Source organism: Mycobacterium sp. IDUB_28 (genome assembly GCF_055419285.1).
Window position 1 is genome coordinate 369,377 of record NZ_JBVAXK010000005.1, and the last position, 21,625, is coordinate 391,001.

Here is a 21,625-nt window from a genome sequence, read left to right on the forward strand (position 1 = left end):
CTATTTTGACCGGCAAATGGGTGCTTTTGTGTCTGCTCGCGCGGGAAAGTAACCTGACCGCCGTGACTGGAGCTGCAGGCATCGGCCTGGCGACGCTGGCATCCGACGGATCTGTCCTGGACACGTGGTTCCCCGCACCGGAACTGACCGAGTCCGGCGACAGCGCCACCTCCCGGTTGGCCCTTTCCGACGTGCCCGCCGAACTGGCCGCGCTGGTCGGACGCGACGACGACCGCCGTACCGAGACCATCGCCGTGCGCACTGTGATCGGGTCGCTGGACGATCAGGCCGCCGACGCGTACGACGCCTACCTGCGGCTGCATCTGCTGTCGCACCGCTTGGTGGCGCCGCACGGGCTGAACGCCGGCGGTTTGTTCGCAGTATTGACCAACGTGGTCTGGACGAACCGCGGCCCCTGCGCCGTCGAGGGTTTCGAGGCGGTGCGGGCGCGGTTGCGCCGGCACGGGCCGGTGACGGTCTACGGCGTCGACAAGTTCCCCCGCATGGTGGACTATGTGCTGCCCACCGGGGTGCGGATCGCCGACGCCGACCGGGTGCGCCTGGGTGCGCACCTGGCGCCGGGCACCACGGTGATGCACGAGGGTTTCGTCAACTTCAACGCCGGCACCCTGGGCGCATCGATGGTGGAGGGCCGCATTTCGGCGGGTGTCGTGGTGGGTGACGGCTCGGACGTCGGCGGCGGCGCTTCGATCATGGGCACCCTGTCCGGCGGCGGCGAGCAGGTGATCTCGATCGGCAAACGCTGCCTGCTGGGCGCCAACGCGGGCCTGGGCATCTCGTTGGGCGACGACTGCGTGGTGGAGGCGGGGCTGTATGTCACCGCCGGCACCAAGGTCAACACCCCCGACGGCAGCACGCTCAAGGCAGCCGAGCTGTCCGGCGGCAACAACCTGCTGTTCCGACGCAACTCGCTGAGCGGCGCGGTCGAGGTGGTGCCGCGCGGTGGCCAGGGCATCGCGCTCAACGCGGACCTGCACGCCAACTAACGCGCGTCGAGTTCGGTCCCGCTGGTTTCCGGCAGTCGGTAGACCGAAATCAGGCTCAGTCCCGCCAGCGTCAGCAACAGGTACGCGATGCCGGCCGCGCCATAGGCTGCCAGCAGCCAGCCCGCGACCAGCGGTGGCACCGCACCGCCGGCGATACCCGCCAGATTGATGGACAGCGCCGTCGCGGTGTAGCGGTAGCGGGTGGCGAACAGTTCGGGGACGAAGGACGCAATCGGTCCGAAACAGCTCGCGGACACGGCGTACATGCCCAGAATCGCCACCGCGAACAGGACCGGGTCACGCGAATCGATCAGCGGCATCACCGCCACCGCCCAGGGCAGTGCCGCGGCCCAGCTGACCAGCAGCACGCGGCGCCGCCCGAACCGGTCGCACAGGGTGGCCGTGAGTGCGGCGAACACCAGGCAGGTCAGCCCGCCCAGCACCCCGACGGCCAGGATCAGGTTGCGGGAATACCCCAGTTGGGTGTGCGCGTAGCTGGGCAGATACGCACTGGCGAGATAGGTGAAGGCGAAGCACCCCAGCACGCTGCCGCCGGCCAGCATCACCTCGGTGCGTTGCAGTCGCAGCACCTCGGTCAGCGGGGCCACGGCCGCGTGGGTTCGCTGACCGGCGAACACCGGCGTCTCGCCGACGTTCAGGCGCACGTAAAGCGCGATGGTGATCAGCACCGCGCTCAGCAGGAACGGAATCCGCCACCCCCATTGCAGGAAGGCGTGGCTGCCTTCGCCGATGGTGGCGTTGACACCCAGGAACGTCAGGCTGGTCAGCACCAGCGCGATGCCGCCGCCGAGCACGGTGAACATTCCGTAGAACCCGCGCCGATCGACCGGCGCGGATTCGGCGCTCAGCAACGCCGACCCGGCCCATTCGCCGCCGACGGCGAACCCCTGCAGCACCCGCAGCACGATCAGGATCAGCGGGGCCGCCAGGCCGACGGTCGCCGTGCTGGGCACCAGACCCACCGTCACGGTGGACAGCGCCATGATCAGCAGGGTGGCGACCAGGGTTCGCTTGCGGCCCAACCGGTCCCCGAAATGTCCGAAGACGGCCGCGCCGAGCGGTCGGGACAGGAACGCGGTGGCAAAGGTGCCCATTGAGGCGACAGTGGCCATCGTCGGACCCAGGTGCGGGTAGAACACCGTGGGAAACACCAGGGCTGCTGCGGTGCCGTAGATGAAGAAGTCGTAGTACTCGACGGCCGAGCCCACCAGACAGGACAGGGCCACCGCTCGCATCGGGCTGGACGCGGGAGCTGCGGCTTCAAGCGTGGTTGGCGGCACCCTGAAAACGGTAGCGGCCCGCAGGTGCGCGTTTGCCTGGGAAGTGCTGGCAGGATGCTGCGAGCCGGTGCGCTGCGGTCACCACCGCCACCACCGACACCACCGCCGAAGTGGCCTCCGTGCTGTTCCGTCAGCCCTCGTCGATCAACTGCTTTTTGAGCACCTTGCCCAGCGCGTTGCGGGGCAGCGAGTCCACGATCCGCACTTCGCGAGGCCGCTTGTGCGCTGACAGTTGTTGGGCGACATGGTCTATCAGCTCGGCAGGATCGGCCTGGCCTACCACGTAGGCCACGATCCGCTGGCCCAGATCCGCGTCGGGCAGGCCGACCACCGCCACCTCGGCCACGTCGGCGTGTCCGAGCAGCACGGTCTCGATCTCGCCTGCCCCGATGCGGTAACCGCCCGACTTGATCAGGTCGACCGACTCCCGGCCCACGATCCGGTGCATGCCGCCGTCGTCGACGACGGCGACGTCGCCGGTGCGGTACCAGCCGTCCGCGGTGAATGCCTCAGCGGTGGCCTCGGGGCGGTTGAGGTACCCGTCGAACAGGGTGGCGCCCCGAACCTGAAGTTTGCCAACGGTTTCCCCGTCGTGCGGAACCGGATCGCCGTGGTCGTCGACCATCCGGGTCTGCACGCCGGTCAACGGCCACCCGACCCAACCGGGGCGCCGTTCCCCGTCGGCCCGGGTGGACACGGTGATCAACGATTCGGAGGCACCGTAGCGTTCGATGGGCCGGTGCCCGGTCAACGCTTCCAGGCGTTCGAACACCGGCACCGGCAGCGCCGCACTACCGGACACCAAAAGTCGTGCTGCTCTTAGTGATTCGGCTGCCGCAGGCTCGGCCGCCAGCCGCGACCAGACCGTCGGCACCCCGAAGTACAGCGACCCGCCCGCGGCCGCGTACCCGTCCGGCGTCGGTTTTCCGGTGTGCACGAACCGATTCCCGACCCGCAGCGAGCCGAGCAGTCCGAGTACCAGACCGTGGATGTGGTACAGCGGCAGGCCGTGCACCAGCACGTCGTCGGGTGTCCACTGCCAGGCCTCGGCCAGCGCATCCAGATCCGCCGCGATGGCCCGCCTGCTCACCTGCACGCCTTTGGGCAAACCCGTTGTGCCCGAGGTGTATACCACCATCGCCAGCGCATCCGGTGCCGGTTCGGCGTACCGGTGCCAGGACCGCGCATGCAGGCGGACCGGAACGTGTTGCAGGCCATCGGGATCGTCCGGCACCGGACCCAGCCAGGCCTGGGCGCCGGAGTCGGTGAGCATGTGCCGGCGCTCGGCCACGCCGACGTCGGCGGGCACCGGCACCACCGGCACGCCGGCGATGAGGCAGCCGACGATCGCCAGGACCGTGGACGCCGTCGGAACGGCCAGTACCGCGACCATCCGCGCGCCCGCCACCCGCTCGGCGACCGATGTCGCGCCGCCGACCAGGTCGCTGCGGCTGAGCCGGAAGCCGTCGATGCTGACCGCGTCGGGGATGTCGTCGGCGGTGGCGACCGCAGGATTCAGCGAGGTCAGCAGCACGTGAGCGAGGCTACCGGGTCAGCCACGCTCGTCCCAGATCTTCATCAGGGTGGACAGGATCTCCTCGCCGCGGCCCAGGCCGGCGAGGTGGCTCTCCTCGGGCAGGTGGAACAGTTCGGCGTCGGGCAGCCGGGCGACCATGTGCTCGCCGTGCGAGAACGGGATGATGTGGTCGTGGTCGCCGTGCCACCATTTGACCGGTACCTGCACCTCGTCGAGGTGGAATCCCCAGTCCCGCGCAAACAGCATCACGTCGTTGAAGGGCGCCGCCAGCTGCCGGCGGCTGCCGTTGAGCAGGTCGTCGAGGAACATCGCCTTGAATTCGGGACGGGTCAGCAGGTGCCGATCGGCCTCAGGCGAAAGCAGCGCGTAGATGTCAAGCGCGGTCGAGGCGACCGGCCGGATCCCCTGGATCAGCATGCTGGCGCCGATCCGCAGCGGGTTGCCACCGAACTTCAGCAGTGGTGCGACCCGCACGCCCAGTGTCATCGCGCCGCCGCTGATGCCGTCGGGACCCTGCGTCGGCGCCACGCCGCCGAGCACCCCGACCGCGACCACCCGGTCAGCCAGCCGCGCGCCGCATGCCAGCGAATAGGGTCCGCCCCCGGACAATCCGACGACTGCCATGTGCTCGATGCCCAAGGTGTCGGCGATGGCGCGCAAGTCGCCGGCGAACTCCGAGATGGCTTCGTAGCGGTGCGGCGTCGAGGAGCCGATGCCGGGCCGGTCGATACCGATCAGGCGGATGTCGTGGTGTTCGGCGTAGATGCGGGCCTCGGTCGGGATCTGGCGCCGGGCACCCGGAGTGCCGTGCAGCCAGAACACCGCGCGCCCCTGCGGGGCCCCGAACTCGGCGAAACCGATCTGCCGGTTGTCGCCGACGGCGATGTTCCCCTCGAGTTTCGGACGGTCGATCGCGACGGCCATGCCGAACACCTTTCTATCGGATACGTTAACGCATTGGAAATCTTATCAGTGCAGCTCAGACGACTCGCGCCGGTCCACCTCGGTCCGGTTCCCGCCGGCTCGCTTGGCCCGGTACATCGCCGAATCCGCACTGTCGATGAGACGGTGCACCACATTCTGCACGGTCGCCGACGAGCAGACGCCGGTCGCTATACCGATGCTCACGGTGAAACCGGGGGCTGTCGCATCCGCGGCGAGCGCGGCATGTATCCGACCGGCCACCGCGCGTCCGGCGCTGGAGTCACCGCGCAGCACGATCACGAACTCCTCGCCGCCGATCCGCGCGGCGGCCGTATCCAACGATGCATCGGCGACACCGGCGCGGATGCACTCGGCGATGGTGGTGAGCACCCGGTCCCCGACTTCGTGCCCATGGGTGTCGTTGATCGCCTTGAATCGGTCGACATCCACCGTCAGCACCGTCACCGGTGTCACCGTCGCACCCACCAGGCCGTCCAGACTGTTCTCCAGGCCGCGGCGATTGTTCAGCCGGGTCAACGGATCGTGAAGCGCCGCAACGGCACCGGTGCGCAGCGTCAGCAGATACGCCTGCATCACGACGGGAAATCCCAAGACGATCGGCACGACTATCAGCAGGTTGATGGTGGTGACGTTGCCGGGAAACAGATGCTGGCGCAACGATTCGGCGTAGCACCAGCCGATCGACCCCGCCGAGAACATCAGATGCGCTGTCAGCGCCCGCGGCCCGTGCAGGACAACGATGTAGAAGCCGTTGATGGCCAGCACCGTCAAGCCGGGCATGGCCAGGAACGTCTGACTCACGTTGACGACGGTGCCGAGGATGCACAGATTGGAAACGAGGATGAACAGCGCCGAAACCCGCTCGGAGGGGAACGGTCCGAACGCCCACCCGATGCCTGATACCGCCGCCACCGCGACGATGAAATAGCTGACTTCGGGGATCTTCAGGTAGGGGTAGACGGCGGTGAGGATGCTGATGCCGGCGTAGAACACCATCAGGATTCCCATGAACACCTGGTGTAGCCGCAGCAATCCGCGGTTGCGCAGCTGCTGCACCGTCCAGTCGAAACCCGACGGCTGGTTCCACCAGCCGACCACGAAGTCTCTGAACGCCCTGCGCACCGGCCCGACGCCCCCTCTCTGTCCAGGGCAGTCTAGGACGGCATCGGCGCGGCGCTAGGCGTTCAGCACCCGTTCGCCGATGATCCGCTGGTCGCGCAGTTCGGCCAGTGCGTCGTCGGAAAGCCCGAGCGCACGCAGGATTTCGTCGTTGTGCTGACCGAGGGTGGGCGGGGCGGTGCGGTGGTGCCGACCGGGCCCGGGTGTGATCCGGAACGGCCAGCCCGGAAAGCGGCGCGGTCCGGTGACGGGATGCTCGAACCGTTCGTAGAAATTCCGGGCGGCGAGCTGAGCGAACTCGTACATCTGGTCGCCGGTGACCACCTGCTCGGCCGGAATGTCCTGTGCGCGAAGCTGTTCGACGATGACCTGTGCTCGCTGAGTACGGGTCCAGGCGGTGACCAGTTCGTCGAACACATCGTGGTCCAGGGACGGGTCGTCGGGCAGCGACAGCGCCACCCACGTCCCGTCCTGGGTCGGGTAGACCCCTTGCAGGTAGCCGCGCCGCCGATTGCCGGCACGGGGGCACACCACACCATTGCGCGAGTACTCGATCACCGGTTCGGCGGTCACGCAGGCGGCGACCTCGATCTGGGCGACCTCGATCAGCTGGCCCTGTCCGGTGCGGCGCCGGTGTTCCAGCGCGGCCAGCAACGCGACCCCGGCGTGCACGCCGACGATCGGATCGGCCGGACCCTGCAGGTTGCACGGCGGCCCGTCGGGGTAGCCGGTCACCGCCGTCATCCCCGACGTCTGCTCGATGTTCAGCGCCCAGCCGACGTAGTCGCGCCACGGCCCGTCCAGTCCGAAGCCGGGCATGCGGACCGCGATCACATCCGGGTTGAGCGCCACCAGCGACTGGTAGTCCAGGCCGAATTGCTCGACCACGCGCGGGGAGAAGTTCTCCACCACGATGTCGGCCTGCGCGGCCAGCCGGTGCGCGATGTCGCGCCCGCGCCGGGTGTTCAGATCCAGGGTGAGGTCGCGCTTGTTGAGGTTGGTGGCCTGCCACAGTGCGCTGCGCTCGTACCAGTCCTCACCCTCGAAGGGATAGGCACCGGAATAGCGGTGGCCGTCGGGACGCTGGATGGACTCGATCTTGACGATGTCGGCGCCGAACGCACCCAGATAGCAGGTGAGGTAGGCGCCGGCCCAGAAGGTACTCAGATCTAGCACGCGCAGTCCCTGGAAAGGGGATTCCGGCGGCGGGGGCGGCGCAGTGGCGCAGTGCGGCGGGGCAGCATCACCGGCGCCCATCCGAAAGGGCGGACCGGGGCGGCGAAATCCGTTGCCCTCGATGAAGAATCCGCGCTCGGCGTACTGCGGCGAATCCAGGATGGTGGCGCCGTCGTTGACCGGGGCCGCCGGGATCCGCATCGCCTGGCTCAGTTCGACGAGTTCGGCCACCGTCTGCGCGGCGAGCAACGGCGCAGCCTTGGCGAAGAACTCGGCACGCTCCGGGCCGCCCAGCATGATGGCGATCTGGTGCTCACCGAACTCCGGCAGTCCCAGCATCGCGCACACGTCGAGCCAGTGCTGCCCGGTCAGACAGTTGATACCGACCCACCCGTCGGCTGCGCGCACCACACCAAGCATCGGTGCCGCCCGGACATTCGGTTCCAGCCCAAGGCTTTTCATCCGCTCGGCCATCAGCATCGGATACGGCAGGGTGGACAGCAGCGACTCGAACTCCGAGACGTCGACCTGCCGGAAGCCCGTCGATCGCAACGCGGTCAATGCGGCCATCCCACCGTAGACACCGGCGACGTATTCCGAGATCCGGGCACCGGCCTGCACCGGCGGGCGCTGCGGATCCCGGGTGCTGATCCAACCGGACACCGCCTGAATGGTCAGCGGGGTGGCGAGGCGGTCACGCCACGGCCCGGTCTGTCCGAAGGGAGAGATGCTCAGCAACACCAGGTTCGGGTTGATCCGCGCCAGCGTGACGGTGTCCAGGCCCCAGCCCGCCAGCGTGCCGGGTGCGTGGTTCTCCACGAGTACGTGGGTCCGCGCGATCAGGCCTTCGGCGGTCGCCCGGTCACCTGGCTGAGCGAAATCCAGTGTGATGCACTGCTTTCCGGCATTGAGATATTCGAACAGACCACTATGCTGCGGGTCGGGTATCCCGCTGGGGAAAGGCCCCCACCGGCGCAACGGATCACCGTCCGGAGGTTCGATCTTGACGACCTCGGCACCGAGGTCGGCGAGCAACTTGGCGGCGTACGGTCCGGCGATCTCGGTGGCGATTTCGACCACGTGCAGCCCCGACAGGGGCCCGGTCACGCGGGCACGCCGATGGCCATCGACTCCATGTACTGGTGCACCCCGCCGATCCCGCCGCCTTCCCGGCCCAGCCCGCTCAACTTGAATCCGCCGAACGGCGCCGCGCCGGCACCACAACCGTTGACCGCTACCTGTCCGGTCCGGATCCGGCGGGCGACGCCCACCGCCCGCTCCACGTCACCACTCCACACCGCGCCGGAAAGGCCGTAGCGCGAGTTGTTCGCGATCGCGACCGCATCGTCGTCGTCGCGGTAGCGCACCACGCTCAGCACCGGCCCGAACACTTCCTCCTGGGCAATCACCGAATCCGGCTCGACCTCGGTCAGGATCGTCGGCTCGAAGTAGAACCCGACGTCCAAGCCGGCCGGCCGGCCGCCCCCCGTCGCCAACCGGGCTCCGCCGTCCAGCGCGCCGGCCACGTGGGCCGCCACCCGGTCGCGTTGCGCGTCGCTGATCAGCGGGCCCATCTGCACCGCGGCGTCGGTCGGGTCACCCACTTCGACCTCGCGGGCCAGTGCCACCAACCGGTCCACGACGTCGTCGTGCAAGGCATCGGGCAACAGCAGCCTGCTCTGCAGAATGCAGGCCTGCCCGGCGTGCAGCGAGCAACAGTCGAACAGCAGCTGCTGCAACATCTCGTCGGTGACCTCGGTGTCGTCCAGGAGGATGCACGCCGACTTGCCCCCCAGTTCCAGGAGAATCCGCTTGAGGGTGTCGCCCGCGGCCGCCATCACCTGGCGCCCGACCACCGAACTGCCGGTGAAGCTGACCATGTCGATCCGCGGATCGGTGGTGAGCAGCTTCGCCGCGTCGACGCCGGACGGGGTGACGACGTTGACCACCCCGGGCGGGATGTCGGTGTGCTCGTCGATGAGCCGGGCCAGCGCCAGCCCGGCCAGCGGGGTCAGCGGCGAAGGCTTGAGGACGACGGTGTCGCCGGCGGCCAACGCGTGGTTGAGCTTCATCACGTTGAGGCAGTGCGGGAAGTTCCACGGCGTCAGGATCGACACCACACCCAGCGGCTGGTGCCGGAGCAGCGTGGTCCCGGCACCGATCCCGGTCACAGCGTCGTCGGCCAACTGGGTGGCCAGCTGGGCGGCGTGCATGGACATGAACGCCGCCCCGTCGACTTGCATCAGCCGCTCGTTCTGGATGCAGCCCCACTCCTGCTGAGACAGCGCGAAGAAGTCGTCGGCGTGCTTGAGCAGCGCCTCCCCGAGTTGGGTGAGGCACCTCGCCCGGTCTTCGGGTGTCGAACCGGCCCAGGGGCCGTCGTCGAATGCGCGCCGTGCCGCGCCGATCGCATCGCCGACCTGGCCGGTGCTCGCGTCGGGTGCGGTGGCGATGACCTGCTCGGTGGCCGGCGAGATGTCGTCGTAGCGACCGTTCTCCGGTTCGACCCAGCGCCCGTCGATGTAGAGCTGGTAGCTGTCCACGAGCGCCGGTAACACAGCCATCTGCTTCCTCACCCCAGGGATCGATGATTCGGTCATCTATTCCCCTGGTGTACACCCGCCGAACCCGGGCGTCAATCACTGCACAACTGAATTCTGCGCTGTTTCATGGTGTTGCGGGCGTGTTGACAGCGCGATTACCAGCAGAGTAGACACAATGCACAAGACACTTTCGATAAATGTGTCGGATCGGAGGAACGCCCCGCCGTGCACACCGACATCCCGCTGCACTCACCGGAGTTCTATGCCGGCGACCCGTATCCGGCCTACCGGGAGCTGCGTGCGACATCGCCGGTGCATTGGAACGACGTGACCGGATTCTGGGCGCTGCTCAAGTACGAGGACATCCGGTTCGTGTCGAGCAACCCGGCGCTGTTCACTTCCACCAAGGGCATCAGCATTCCGGACCCGGACATGCCGAACCCGGTGCAGGACGGCAACCTCATCTTCACCGATCCGCCGCGGCACCGGCAGATGCGCAAGCTGATCAACGCCGGCTTCACCCGGCGCCGGGTTTCGGTGCTCGAGCCCAAGATCCGCGAGATCGTGCGCGGCATCCTCGACGAGGTCGAACCCGGCACGGTGCACGAATTCGCCGAGGAGATCGCCGCCCCGCTGCCCACCCGGATGATCGCCGAGCTGATCGGTGCGCCCGCCGAGGATTGGGAGCAGTTCCGGACCTGGTCGGACGCGGCCACCGGGACCGCCGACCCCGAGATCGAACTCGACGCGTTCGTGGCCATGGGCCAGCTGTTCGAGTACTTCCAGAAGCTGATCGCCGCCCGGCGCGCCGATCCACGCGACGACCTGCTCTCGGTGCTGGCGGCGGCCGAGATCGACGAGCACCGGCTCAGCGACGAGGATCTGCTCAACTTCGCCTTCCTGCTGCTGGTGGCCGGCAACGAGACGACCCGCAACCTGATAGCGCTGGGCACCCTGGCCCTGATCAACCACCCCGACCAGGCCCGCCTGCTGGTCGAGGACCCCACGTCGATTCCGGTCGCAGTGGAAGAGATGCTGCGGTGGAACAGCCCGGTGGTCAGCATGTCGCGGGTGGCGACCGCCGACGTCGACATTCGCGGCCGGCTGATCCGGGCCGGCGACGTGGTGACGATGCTCTACGGGTCGGCCAACCGCGACGAAGACGTATTCGGGGCTGACTCAGAGGACTTCAAGGTCACGCGCCATCCGAATCCGCACATCGCGTTCGGCTGCGGTGAACATTCCTGCATCGGTGCGCAATTGGCGCGGCTGGAGGCGACCGTGCTGTTCGAGGAGTTGCTGCGGCGCTTCCCGCGCCTGGACCTGGTCGGCGACGTCGACCGGATGAAGGCCACGATGGTGCCCGGGGTCAAGCGGATGCCGGTACGGCTGGGGGTCTGAGACATGGATCTCGAATACACCCCGGAACAGCAACGGCTGCGCGCCGAGATGCGTGCCACACTGCAACAGGTGATGACACCCGAACGCGTCGCGGCGATCGGCAAGAACATCGAGGGCGGCCCCGCTGTCCGGGACTGCGTACGCGCGCTGGCAGCGGCCAACCTGCTTGGCGTGGGATGGCCTAAAGAATATGGTGGACAGGGTTTTTCGGCAATCGAGCAGTACATCTTTGGCGAGGAGGCCCGCCGGGCCGGGGCACCGATCCCGTTGGTGACGCTCAATACCGTCGGTCCGACGTTGATGCAGCGCGGCACCGAGGAGCAGAAGCAGAAGTTCCTGCCGGCCATTCTGGACGGCAGCGTCGAATTCGCGATCGGTTACTCCGAACCCGGCGCAGGCAGTGACCTGGCCTCGGTGCGCACCACCGCCGTCCGCGACGGCGACGAATACGTCATCAACGGCCAGAAGATGTTCACCAGTGGCGCGGCCTACGCCGACTACATCTGGCTGGCGGTCCGCACCGATCCGAATGTGAAGAAGCACAAGGGAATCTCGATTCTGATCGTGCCGACGTCGGCGCCGGGTTTCTCCTGGCAGCCGCTGCACACCATGCCGGGCATCTCGACGTTCTACACGTTCTACGACAACGTGCGGGTTCCGGTCAGCGCGCTGGTCGGCGAGGAGAACCAGGGGTGGGAACTGATTACCACCCAGTTGAATTTCGAACGCGCCGCGCTGGGCAACCTGGGCGCACTCGAGCCGTTGTTCGAAAAGACGGTGGCCTGGGCGACCGAGACCGAACTCGACGGTGCCCGCGTCATCGACCAACCCTGGGTCCAGCTGGCACTGGCCCGGGTCGAAGCTGAGGTCGCTGCCTACAAGCTGGTCAATCTGCGGGTGAACGCCGCGATGACCAAAGGTGTGCTGAACATGGGTGAAGCTTCGGCGGCGAAGGTGTTCGGCACCGAACTCACCCAGCAGGTGGCCCGTCAGCTGCTCGAGGTGCTCGACGGCAACGGAGTGCGCCGCGGCGCGGACGCTCCGCTGCGGGGCGCCCTGGAATCGGCGTACCGGCAGGCCGTGATCAACACGTTCGGCGGCGGCGCCAATGAAATCCAGCGTGACATCATCGCGATGGCGGGACTGCGCATGCCGCGCGCACCTCGTGATCTTCGCGCGGCCGCAGACAAAGGAGGATCGACCTAAGTGACCGACGCAGAAGTGCAAGACAGGGTGCGGGCCCTGGTCGGCAAACCGACCGGCGGCACCGGAAAGCCCTCGGTGGCTCCAGATCCGGTCAATCAGCCGATGATCCGGCACTGGGCCTGCGCCATGGACGACCTGAATCCGGTGTACATCGACCCTGATTTCGCGGCGACCTCGCGGTTCGGTGGCATCGTCTCGCCGCCGGTGATGCTGCAGACCTGGACCATGCCCTCGCCGAAGCTGGACGGGATCGGGGACCGCGGGGGCGCGCCCGTCGAAATCAGAAGCAACCCAACGGCTTTCCTGGACGAGGCCGGATACCGCAGTACGGTGGCCACCAATTCCGAATTCGAGATCGAGCGTTATCCGCGGCTGGGCGACCTGATCAGCGCGACGACGGTCTACGAGTCGGTGTCGGAGGAGAAGAAGACGGCGCTGGGCACCGGGTTCTTCCTGACCTGGCTGACCACCTATACCAATCAGGACGGCGAAGTGCTTGGGCGACAACGTTTCCGGGTCCTGCGATTCAAGCCGGCCAACTGATGGCCACCCGGATGGCGCCCACCATCAGCGCCGACACCGAGTTCTTCTGGAACGGATTGAAGCAGAACAAACTCCTGATCCAGCGCTGCAGCGGCTGTGCGACCCTGCGGCACCCGCCCCGGCCGATGTGCGCGCAGTGCCGCTCGCTGGAGTGGGAGCCGATCGAGGCGTCCGGGCGCGGCACGGTGTACAGCTACGTGATGCCGCACCAGCCGCGCGTCCCGTTCTTCGACTACCCCTACATCGTGGTGTTGGTCGAACTCGAGGAAGGGGTTCGGCTGGTATCCAACCTGACCGACATCGATCCGGCTGAGGTGGAAGTCGGTATGCCGGTGCAGCTGTACTTCCAGACCTACGACAACGACTTGACGCTGCACCAGTTCCGGCCGAGTCGGTAGCCATGGATTTCACCTTCACCGAAGAGCAGGAAACCATCGCCAAGCTGGCCCGGGAGATCTTTGATCGCCGGGCCACACCGGAACGGCTCACCGAACTGGAGGCCGGTGACACGCGCTACGACGAGGCCCTGTGGAAGGAGCTCGCCACCGTCGACCTGCTCGGGACCGCACTGCCGGAATCGTTCGGCGGCAACGGTGGCGGCTTCGTGGAACTCGGCGTGCTGCTGGCCGAAGTCGGGTGGGCGGTGGCCCCGGTGCCGGCCTACCCGACGCTGGTGCTGGGCGCCGACCCGATCGCCCGGCACGGCAATCCCGGCCAACAGCACCGTTTCCTGCCCGATGTCATTGCCGGGCAACGCATCCTGACGGCGGGCCTGGCCGAACCCGGCCGGTCCGACCCGACACGTCCGGCCACCACCGCCCGCCGCGACGGCGCGACCTGGCGCCTGGACGGGGCCAAAGAACTGGTGCCGGCTGCGCAACTGGCCGACACGGTGCTGATTCCGGCAGCGGTCGACGACGGGGACGTCGCGGTGTTCCTGGTGGCGACAGACGCACCCGGGGTCGAGGTCCGGGCGGTGCCGACCACCGATCGCGAACCGCACGCCGACGTACTCCTGGCCGGTGCAACCGTTTCCGACGACGACCGGATCGACGTCGACGTAGCGGCGCTGTACACGCGCGCTCTGGTCGCGCTGTGCGCGGTCCAGCTCGGCGTCGCCGACCGGGCCCTGCACATCGCCGCCGAATACACCACCGGGCGGGAACAATTCGGCCGGCCGATCGGCAGCTTCCAAGCCGTGCAACAGCGGATGGCCGACGCCTTCATCGATGTCGAGGCGATCCGCTGGACCACCTGGCATGCGGCGTGGCTGATCGGCGCCGGGCAATCCGCCGACCGGGCGGCCCGCATCGCCAAATTCTGGGCCGCCGACGCCGGGGCCCGGGTCACCGCCACAGCCCAACACGTGCATGGCGGCATCGGGATCGACACCACCTATCCGCTGCACCGCTACTTCCTGTGGGCCAAGCACAACGAGCTGACCCTGGGCCCGGCCTCCCAGCAACTTGCCCGCCTCGGCGCGACCTATTCGGAAGGACGCTAGATGACGACCACCGCCAGCCGGACCAGCACGTTGAAGTGGGCTGACATCGAGGTCGGTGACGAGCTCAGTCCCCTCGAAATCACTGTCGACACCACGAAGATCGTGGCCGGGGCGATCGCCTCACGCGACTTCATGCCCGTGCACCACGACCGCGACTACGCCAAGAAGCAGGGCTCCCCCGACCTGTTCATGAACATCCTGACCACCAACGGGTACTGCGTGCGGTTCCTCACCGACTGGGCCGGCCCCGAGGCGATGGTGAAGAACCTCGCGATTCGCCTTGGCGTGCCGTGCTTTCCGGGCTCCACGCTGAGCTTCACCGGCAGCGTGTCCGCCAAGAACCCCGGCCAGGACGGCGAGAATTTCGTCGAGGTCACCTTCCGCGGCTCCAACAATCTCGGCGATCACGTCTCGGGCACCGCGGTGCTCAGTCTGCTGGACGGGCCGCAGGCATGAGCAGCACGCAACGGGGCACCCTCGCCGGCCACTGTGCAATAGCCGGGATCGGGCAGACCGAGTTCTCCAAGGAGTCCGGCCGCAGCGAGCTCCAATTAGCTTGCGAGGCAGTCAGTGCCGCGCTCGACGACGCCGGTCTGGCGCCGGCCGATGTCGACGGCATGGTCACCTTCACCATGGATTCCAGTGACGAGATCGAGATTGCCCGCAACGTCGGCATCGGCGATCTGAGCTTCTTCAGCCGGGTACACCACGGCGGTGGCGCGGCCGCCGGCACCGTGGTGCACGCCGCGATGGCGGTCGCGACCGGCGTCGCCGACGTGGTGGTGTGCTGGCGGGCCTTCAACGAGCGCTCGGGTTTCCGGTTCGGCGGCAGCGGGCGCACCAGTGCCGAGACGCCGCTGTTCATGGCGCACTATGCGCCGTTCGGTCTGATCACGCCGGCGGCGTGGGTGGCGTTGCACGCCCAGCGCTATATGTCCACCTACGGCGTCACCAACGAGGACTTCGGGCGCATCGCCGTCGTCGACCGCGCGCACGCCGCCCGCAACCCCGACGCGTGGTTCTACGAGCGTCCGATCACGCTGGAAGACCATCAGAACTCGCGCTGGATCGTCGAACCCGTGCTGCGCCTGCTGGATTGCTGCCAGGAGAGCGACGGTGGCGTGGCGCTGGTGGTCACCAGCGCCGAGCGGGCGCGCGACCTGCGTCGACCGCCGGCGATCATCGCGGCGGCCGCCCAGGGCGCGGCAGCCAACGGCGAGATGATGACCAGCTACTACCGCGACGACATCACCGGACTCCCGGAGATGGGCGTCGTCGCCCACCGGCTCTGGCGTGACTCCGGGCTCAAACCGGCCGACATCCAAACCGCGTTCATCTACGACCATTTCACGCCGTTCGTGTTCACCCAGCTGGAAGAACTCGGCTTCTGCGGGCGCGGCGAGGCCAAGGACTTCGCCACCGTGGAGCGGCTGTCGCTGGGTGGTGAGTTCCCGATCAACACCAACGGCGGCCTGCTCGGCGAGGCGTACATCCACGGCATGAACGGCATCACCGAAGGTGTCCGGCAGGTCCGCGGCACGTCGTACAACCAGGTCGAGGGTGTCGAGCACGTACTGGTCACCTCGGGCACCGGGGTGCCCACCAGTGGGCTGATCCTCGCCCGGGACGGCTAGCCCGATGACCCAGGCTTCCACTTCCACCGCGACGCGTGACCTCATCCTGGAATCCGCGTATGCCTGCTTCCGCAAGCACGGGCTGTTGAAGGCGACGATCGTCGACATCGCCCGAGAGGCGGGGGTGTCCCGCAGCACCATCTACGAGTATTTCCGCGACAAGGGCGAGATTCTGGAGGCGTGCGCCGAACATGCCTCCGAGCAGTTCTACCGGGAGATGTCCCGGGCGATGGCGCCGGGCAGTTCGCTGGAGGACAAACTCGCCAATGCTGCGGTGTTCGTCACCCAGGCCCGCAGGGCCATCGCCTCTGAGGAGTACTTCGACGAAGATGCGATCAGCCTGCTGCTGACCAAGGACGCCGCGGTGCTGTTGCGGGAATGCATCGACTTCTTCGCGCCCTACCTGTCGGCCGCGAAACTCACCGGTGAGGTCCGCAAAGACCTCGACGTCGAATCGGCCGGCGAATGGTTCGCCCGAATCCTGTTCTCGTTGTTCAGCACTGCCTCACCGATCCGCGATATGGGCGATCCCGCAGTGGTGGCCGAATTCGTCAGCGCGCACGTGGTGCGCGGATTCGCCAGCGACACCACGCGTCGCGGCCCGTTGCGGAGTCGGTGAGCCGAGCCCGGCCGTCGGCGTCACTTTTGCCCGCCGGCAGGGCCGAGGCGCAATAGTTATCCTCACGCTGAACGTAACGGCAAGAGTTGCAGCGGTTTTGCGTCCGGTTAGGCTGCGATCGTGGTCGATCATCCCTCGTCGTATCTGGTGCTGGCTTCCCAGCGCAGCGGGAGCACCCTGCTGGTCGAATCGCTGCGCGCGACCGGGGTGGCCGGCGAACCACAGGAGTTCTTTCAGTACCTGCCCAGCACCAGTCAGTCCCCGCAGCCCCGGCAGTGGTTCGCCGACGTCGACGACGAGTCGATCCTGAGCCTGCTGGATCCGTTGGACGAGGGCAAACCCGACCTCGCACCTGCCGAAATCTGGCGCGACTACATCCGCACGGTGGGCCGCACGCCCAACGGCGTGTGGGGTGGCAAGCTGATGTGGAACCAGACGCCACTACTGCTGGACCGGGCCGCCGCGTTGCCGGACCGCTCCGGCGAGGGGCTGTTGTCGGCTATCCGCGACGTGGTCGGCGAGGATCCGCTGCTCATCCACATCCACCGCCCCGATGTCATCTCGCAGGCCGTGTCGTTCTGGCGTGCGGTGCAGACCCGGGTCTGGCGCGGACGGCCCGACCCGGTCCGCGACGCCCGCGCCACCTATCACGCCGGCGCGATCGCGCACGTCGTCACAATGCTGCGGGCGCAGGAGGAAGGCTGGCAGAACTGGTTCGCCGAGGAAAACGTCAAGCCGATCGAGATCTCCTATCCGGTGTTGTGGCGCAACCTGACTCAGGTAGTGGGCGACATCCTGGAGCAGTTGGGCCTCGATCCCCGGCTGGCACCCGAACCGGTACTGCAGCGCCAAGCCGATCAGCGTTCCGACGACTGGGTGGACCGTTATCGCGCTGACGCCGAAAGAGAAGGACTACCAACATGATTCGTGCCAACCACGATGCACGGCGAAACGGACAGGAGCCGCACCGATGACGACAGCGGTAGAAGCGCGGCGTGTCGACGAGCTGCGACTGCTGGAAGCCGAGGCGGTCCACATCATCCGCGAAGTGGTCGCCGAGCTGGAGCGCCCGGTGTTGCTGTTCTCCGCCGGCAAGGACTCCATCGTGCTGCTTCGGCTGGCGGAGAAGGCATTTCGGCCACTGCCGTTGCCGTTCCCGGTGATGCACGTCGACACCGGGCACAACTTTCCCGAGGTCATCGAGTTCCGGGACCGCCGGGTCACCGGCGAGGGCCACAAGCTGATCGTCGCGTCGGTGCAGGAGTCCATCGACAACGGCCGGGTACCCGATCCCGGCCCGTCGGCTTCCCGCAACCGGGCCCAGACCCGCACCCTGCTCGACGCACTCGAAGCAGGCGGCTTCGACGCGGCGTTCGGCGGCGCCCGCCGCGACGAGGAACGCGCCCGGGCCAAAGAACGGATTCTGAGTTTCCGCGACGAGTTCGGCCAGTGGGATCCGCGCGCGCAGCGTCCGGAGCCGTGGTCGCTCTACAACGGCCGGATCAAGAAGGGCGAACAGGTCCGGGTGTTCCCGCTGAGCAACTGGACAGAACTCGACGTGTGGCGCTACATCGAGCTGGAAGACCTTGAAATACCGTCGATCTACTACGCGCACGAGCGCGAGGTGTTCGCGCGGGACGGCATCCTGCTGGCGGTGTCGGAGTACACCAGCCCGGCCGACGGCGAAGAAGCGAAGAAGGAATGGGTGCGGTACCGCACCGTCGGCGACCTGACCATCACCGGAGCGGTGCGCTCCGAAGCCACCGACATCACCGGTGTGATCACCGAGATCTCGGCGGCCACGGTGTCCGAGCGCGGCGAGACGCGGGCCGATGACCGCACGTCGGCCGCCGCGATGGAGGACCGCAAGCGAGAAGGGTACTTCTGATGACTGTTTCCGAGAAGGCCGAGAAGGTCGACAAGATCGTGCATCCCAAGGGTGTGACGCGTCAGCTGCTGCGGATCACCACCGCGGGCTCGGTGGACGACGGCAAGAGCACCCTGATCGGCCGGCTGCTGCACGACACCGACAGCCTGCCGCTGGACCACCTCGAAGCCGTCACCGACGACGAGGGCGTCGCCGACCTCGCGGCACTGTCCGACGGTCTGCGCGCCGAACGCGAGCAGGGCATCACCATCGACGTCGCCTACCGCTTCTTCTCCACCGAGACCCGCAGCTACATCCTGGCCGACACCCCCGGCCACGAGCGCTACACCCGCAACATGTTCACCGGGGCCTCCAACGCGCACGTCGCGGTCCTGTTGGTGGATGCGCGCGAAGGCGTGCTCCGCCAGACCCGCAGGCACGCGCGGATCGCAAAGTTGTTGGGTATCAAGCACTTTGTCGCGGCGGTGAACAAGATCGACCTGATCGACTTCGACCAGGCTAAGTTCGCCGAGGTGGAGGAGCAACTGAGTCAGGTCGCGGGACGGTTGGGCGAGGTGGACCTCAAGGTGATCCCGCTCGCGGCCAAACACGGCGACAACGTCGTGCACCGTTCCGACCGGACACCCTGGTATGACGGCCCCACGCTGCTGGACTACCTGGAGGGCGTCGAGCTGGCCGCGCCGCAGGCCGAAGCCTCCCGGCTGCGCCTGCCGGTGCAGTGGGTTTCGCGCCCGACCGACCACCAGCGCCGCCGCTACACCGGGCGGCTGGCGGCGGGCACGCTCAGCGTCGGCGACCCGGTGATCTCGCTGCCCGCGGGCACCACGTCGACGGTGACGGCCCTGGACACCCTCGACGACGACCGCAAGACCGCGGTGGCACCGCTTTCGGTGTCGATCGAACTGGAAGACGATATCGACGTCGGCCGGGGCGACGTCCTGGTCAGCGGGGCCGAGGACGCGGTCCTGCCGGTGCTGGCCCGGGAACTCGACGCCACCGTGTGCTGGTTCATCGACAACCCGCTGCGGGCCGGCGACCGGTTGGCGCTCAAGCAGACCACCCGGACGGTGCGGACCACCGTGCAGGAACTGCACTCGCGCCTGGACCCCGAGACGCTCGACGAGATCGACCAGCCGGTTGAGTTGACACTCAACGACATCGGCACCGTGACGCTGCGGACCAGCTCGATCATCATCGCAGATCCCTACACCGACAACCGCGACAGCGGCGCGTTCATCCTCATCGACGAAACCACCAACGACACCGTCGGCGCCGGCACCATCATCGAGGCCCGGGAGGTCAAGCCGGGCGCCAGCCAGCGCACCGACATCCGTTGGCACCCTTCGGCGTTGGACCGCAAGCACCGTTGGAAGGCGACCGGGCAGCCGGGTGCCACCATCTGGTTCACCGGTCTGCCGGCATCAGGGAAGTCCACCGTCGCGGTGGCCGTGGAACGTGCGCTCGTCGAATCCGGGCGCGTCGCCTACCTGCTCGACGGCGACAACCTGCGCCACGGACTGTCCGACGATCTGGGCTTCTCCCCCGGCGACCGCACCGAAAACATCAGGCGGGTAGGGCATTTGACACGGTTGCTGGCCGACGCCGGCGTGGTGGCCCTCGCCTCGCTGGTGTCGCCGCTCAAATCCGACCGCGAAACCGCCCGCGCCCTCAACGACGCCGCCAAACTGCCGTTCATCGAGGTGCACATCTCCACCTCGCTCGAAGAGTGCGAGAAGCGCGACCCCAAGGGGCTGTATGCGCGGGCGCGCAGCGGCGAACTGAAAGGCCTGACCGGGGTGGATGCGCCCTACGAGCCCCCGGAGAACGCTGACCTGGTGCTCGACACCACCGGCGCCGACATCGACGAGCTCGCCGCCCAGGTGATCAGGCTGCTCGACGAGCGCAGCCCACGCAGCGGCTAGGTAGCGGCGGTGGCGCTGTCCTTGGCATGCGCGGCCGTGTAGACCTCGGCCAGAAACTGCTCCACCGCCACCGCGGCGTGCGCGGCCCGGGCGGAGCCGAAGATGTCGAAAGCATGCTGAGCACAAGGCAATTCGGCGTATACGACCGGCTGGCGGCTGACCTCGCGCAGCCGCGCGACGAAGCTGCGGGCCTGCTCCACCGGGATCAGCGAGTCGTTGACGCCGTGCAACACGAAAAAGGGCGGCGCGTCCTCGGAAACGTGCGTGATGGACGACGCCAGGCGGAACGGTTCGACGATCTCCTTGCGGCCGAGCTTGAACACCCGCTTGGCCATCATCGCGTGCATCATCGGATGTACCGCGTCGTCGCGGGTGAAGTCGTAGAACCCGTAGAACGGCACCGCCGCCTGCACCCGGGTGTCCAATTCTTCGAAGCCCGGCTGAAACAACGGGTAGTTCGGGGTGAGTGCGGCAAGGGAGGACAGGTGCCCGCCGGCCGAACCGCCGGTGATCGCGATCCAGTCCGGGTCGCCGCCGTACTCGGCGATGTGTTCCTTGGTCCAGGCGATGGCGCGCTTGACGTCCGCGATCTGGTCGGGCCAGGTGGACCGCGGGCTGAGCCGGTAGTTGACCGATACGCAGACCCAGCCCAGCTCGGCCAGGTGACTCATCAGCGGATGCGCTTGTCCGCGTTTGTTTCCCACCATCCAGGCGCCGCCATGCACCTGCAGCAGCACAGGGGCTTTGCCGCCACGGTCCAGATCGGGCCGTCGCCAGATGTCGAGGTGGTTGCGCGAACCGTACTCCCCGTAGCTGATGTCGGAGTCGTGCGCGTAATCGCGCCAGATCCGCAGCATGCGGGCCGGGCCGGGTTTCTTCGCCGTCGCACCGTCGGGCGCCGGCCGCTTCCACAGGTCGCCGGACTCGGTGCGGCGGCCGGGACCCAGGCCTTCATCCAGTGCTGCGGTCAGGGGTTCGTCGGCCTGCCGTCCGGCGCGGGCCAGACCCAGCAGGCCCAGCCAGGACGCCGCCGACAGCAGCCAGCTGAACCCGAGCACGCGGGCCGGCAACCCCCGGGACAGCGCGGCCAGCGCCGCGAAGTGTGCGGCCAGCGACGGCAGCGGAAGTTCGGAGGCGAACAGCCCGAAGCCGAACGCATATCCGGCCCCGTACCCGCGTTTGCTCAGCGGCCGGTAGCCGTTGGCGGTGAACACCACCCCGGCCAGAGACACCAGTACCGCTGCGATCCGCTGCACGGCTTCCTCCCCAATCATCAAGTC

At 67.7% G+C, this 21,625-nt stretch carries 19 protein-coding genes; 12 read left to right on the plus strand and 7 right to left on the minus strand.

The features are described from left to right. Positions 1–53: 53 nt before the first annotated feature. On the plus strand, positions 54–1,007 hold the full coding sequence (dapD, locus tag ACZYZ9_RS13375) for a 2,3,4,5-tetrahydropyridine-2,6-dicarboxylate N-succinyltransferase (RefSeq protein WP_463826821.1): 954 nt from the start codon (positions 54–56) through the stop codon (positions 1,005–1,007). Here the strand turns inward: dapD and ACZYZ9_RS13380 are convergent. The 6 genes from ACZYZ9_RS13380 to ACZYZ9_RS13405 form a co-directional block, all read right to left on the minus strand. Further along, positions 1,004–2,263, minus strand: coding sequence for an MFS transporter (locus tag ACZYZ9_RS13380; protein WP_463826822.1), 1,260 nt, complete (start codon positions 2,261–2,263; stop codon positions 1,004–1,006). The genes dapD and ACZYZ9_RS13380 overlap by 4 nt on opposite strands. Before the next feature lie 175 nt (positions 2,264–2,438). Then, positions 2,439–3,842 carry an acyl-CoA synthetase gene (locus tag ACZYZ9_RS13385; protein ID WP_463826722.1) on the minus strand — a complete coding sequence of 468 codons (1,404 nt, stop codon included), beginning with the start codon at positions 3,840–3,842 and terminating at the stop codon, positions 2,439–2,441. Positions 3,843–3,860: 18 nt separating this feature from the next. After that, positions 3,861–4,769, minus strand: coding sequence for an alpha/beta fold hydrolase (locus tag ACZYZ9_RS13390; RefSeq protein WP_463826723.1), 909 nt, complete (start codon positions 4,767–4,769; stop codon positions 3,861–3,863). 45 nt (positions 4,770–4,814) lie between these two features. Continuing rightward, positions 4,815–5,912, minus strand: coding sequence for a GGDEF domain-containing protein (locus ACZYZ9_RS13395; RefSeq protein WP_463826724.1), 1,098 nt, complete (start codon positions 5,910–5,912; stop codon positions 4,815–4,817). A 54-nt stretch (positions 5,913–5,966) separates the two neighbouring features. Continuing rightward, positions 5,967–8,192 (minus strand): CaiB/BaiF CoA transferase family protein, encoded by a 2,226-nt coding sequence (locus ACZYZ9_RS13400; RefSeq protein WP_463826725.1) that lies wholly within the window; start codon positions 8,190–8,192, stop codon positions 5,967–5,969. Continuing rightward, positions 8,189–9,649 (minus strand): aldehyde dehydrogenase family protein, encoded by a 1,461-nt coding sequence (locus ACZYZ9_RS13405; protein ID WP_463826726.1) that lies wholly within the window; start codon positions 9,647–9,649, stop codon positions 8,189–8,191. Before ACZYZ9_RS13405 ends, ACZYZ9_RS13400 begins: the two co-directional genes overlap by 4 nt. A gap of 204 nt (positions 9,650–9,853) precedes the next feature. Here ACZYZ9_RS13405 and ACZYZ9_RS13410 point away from each other — a divergent pair, with 204 nt between their 5' ends. From ACZYZ9_RS13410 to cysC, 11 genes are all read left to right on the plus strand, one after another. Then, on the plus strand, positions 9,854–11,029 hold the full coding sequence (locus ACZYZ9_RS13410; protein ID WP_463826727.1) for a cytochrome P450: 1,176 nt from the start codon (positions 9,854–9,856) through the stop codon (positions 11,027–11,029). 3 nt (positions 11,030–11,032) lie between these two features. Then, positions 11,033–12,235, plus strand: coding sequence for an acyl-CoA dehydrogenase family protein (locus tag ACZYZ9_RS13415; protein ID WP_463826728.1), 1,203 nt, complete (start codon positions 11,033–11,035; stop codon positions 12,233–12,235). Next, positions 12,236–12,778: a MaoC family dehydratase gene (locus tag ACZYZ9_RS13420; RefSeq protein WP_463826729.1), complete on the plus strand. Its 543-nt coding sequence runs from the start codon at positions 12,236–12,238 to the stop codon at positions 12,776–12,778. It abuts the gene before it with no gap. Continuing rightward, positions 12,778–13,176, plus strand: coding sequence for a Zn-ribbon domain-containing OB-fold protein (locus ACZYZ9_RS13425; RefSeq protein WP_463826730.1), 399 nt, complete (start codon positions 12,778–12,780; stop codon positions 13,174–13,176). The genes ACZYZ9_RS13420 and ACZYZ9_RS13425 overlap by 1 nt, the downstream gene beginning before the upstream one ends. A gap of 2 nt (positions 13,177–13,178) precedes the next feature. Continuing rightward, on the plus strand, positions 13,179–14,282 hold the full coding sequence (locus tag ACZYZ9_RS13430; RefSeq protein ID WP_463826731.1) for an acyl-CoA dehydrogenase family protein: 1,104 nt from the start codon (positions 13,179–13,181) through the stop codon (positions 14,280–14,282). Continuing rightward, complete coding sequence (locus ACZYZ9_RS13435; RefSeq protein ID WP_463826732.1) at positions 14,283–14,738, plus strand: MaoC family dehydratase; 456 nt, start codon at positions 14,283–14,285, stop codon at positions 14,736–14,738. Then, the gene (locus tag ACZYZ9_RS13440; RefSeq protein ID WP_463826733.1) at positions 14,735–15,916 is read left to right on the plus strand and encodes a lipid-transfer protein; all 1,182 of its coding nucleotides are present in this window, start codon (positions 14,735–14,737) and stop codon (positions 15,914–15,916) included. Before ACZYZ9_RS13435 ends, ACZYZ9_RS13440 begins: the two co-directional genes overlap by 4 nt. Positions 15,917–15,920: 4 nt before the next feature. Beyond that, the gene (locus ACZYZ9_RS13445; RefSeq protein WP_463826734.1) at positions 15,921–16,535 is read left to right on the plus strand and encodes a TetR/AcrR family transcriptional regulator; all 615 of its coding nucleotides are present in this window, start codon (positions 15,921–15,923) and stop codon (positions 16,533–16,535) included. A 120-nt stretch (positions 16,536–16,655) separates the two neighbouring features. Continuing rightward, on the plus strand, positions 16,656–17,459 hold the full coding sequence (stf0, locus tag ACZYZ9_RS13450) for a trehalose 2-sulfotransferase (protein WP_463826735.1): 804 nt from the start codon (positions 16,656–16,658) through the stop codon (positions 17,457–17,459). Between the two features lie 46 nt (positions 17,460–17,505). Then, on the plus strand, positions 17,506–18,423 hold the full coding sequence (cysD, locus tag ACZYZ9_RS13455) for a sulfate adenylyltransferase subunit CysD (RefSeq protein WP_463826736.1): 918 nt from the start codon (positions 17,506–17,508) through the stop codon (positions 18,421–18,423). Further along, positions 18,423–20,345, plus strand: a complete 1,923-nt coding sequence (gene cysC / locus ACZYZ9_RS13460; protein ID WP_463826737.1) for an adenylyl-sulfate kinase — start codon at positions 18,423–18,425, stop codon at positions 20,343–20,345. Before cysD ends, cysC begins: the two co-directional genes overlap by 1 nt. Here the strand turns inward: cysC and ACZYZ9_RS13465 are convergent. Then, positions 20,342–21,601, minus strand: a complete 1,260-nt coding sequence (locus ACZYZ9_RS13465; RefSeq protein WP_463826738.1) for an alpha/beta hydrolase fold domain-containing protein — start codon at positions 21,599–21,601, stop codon at positions 20,342–20,344. The two genes, cysC and ACZYZ9_RS13465, sit on opposite strands and share 4 nt — an antisense overlap. Positions 21,602–21,625 lie beyond the last annotated feature (24 nt).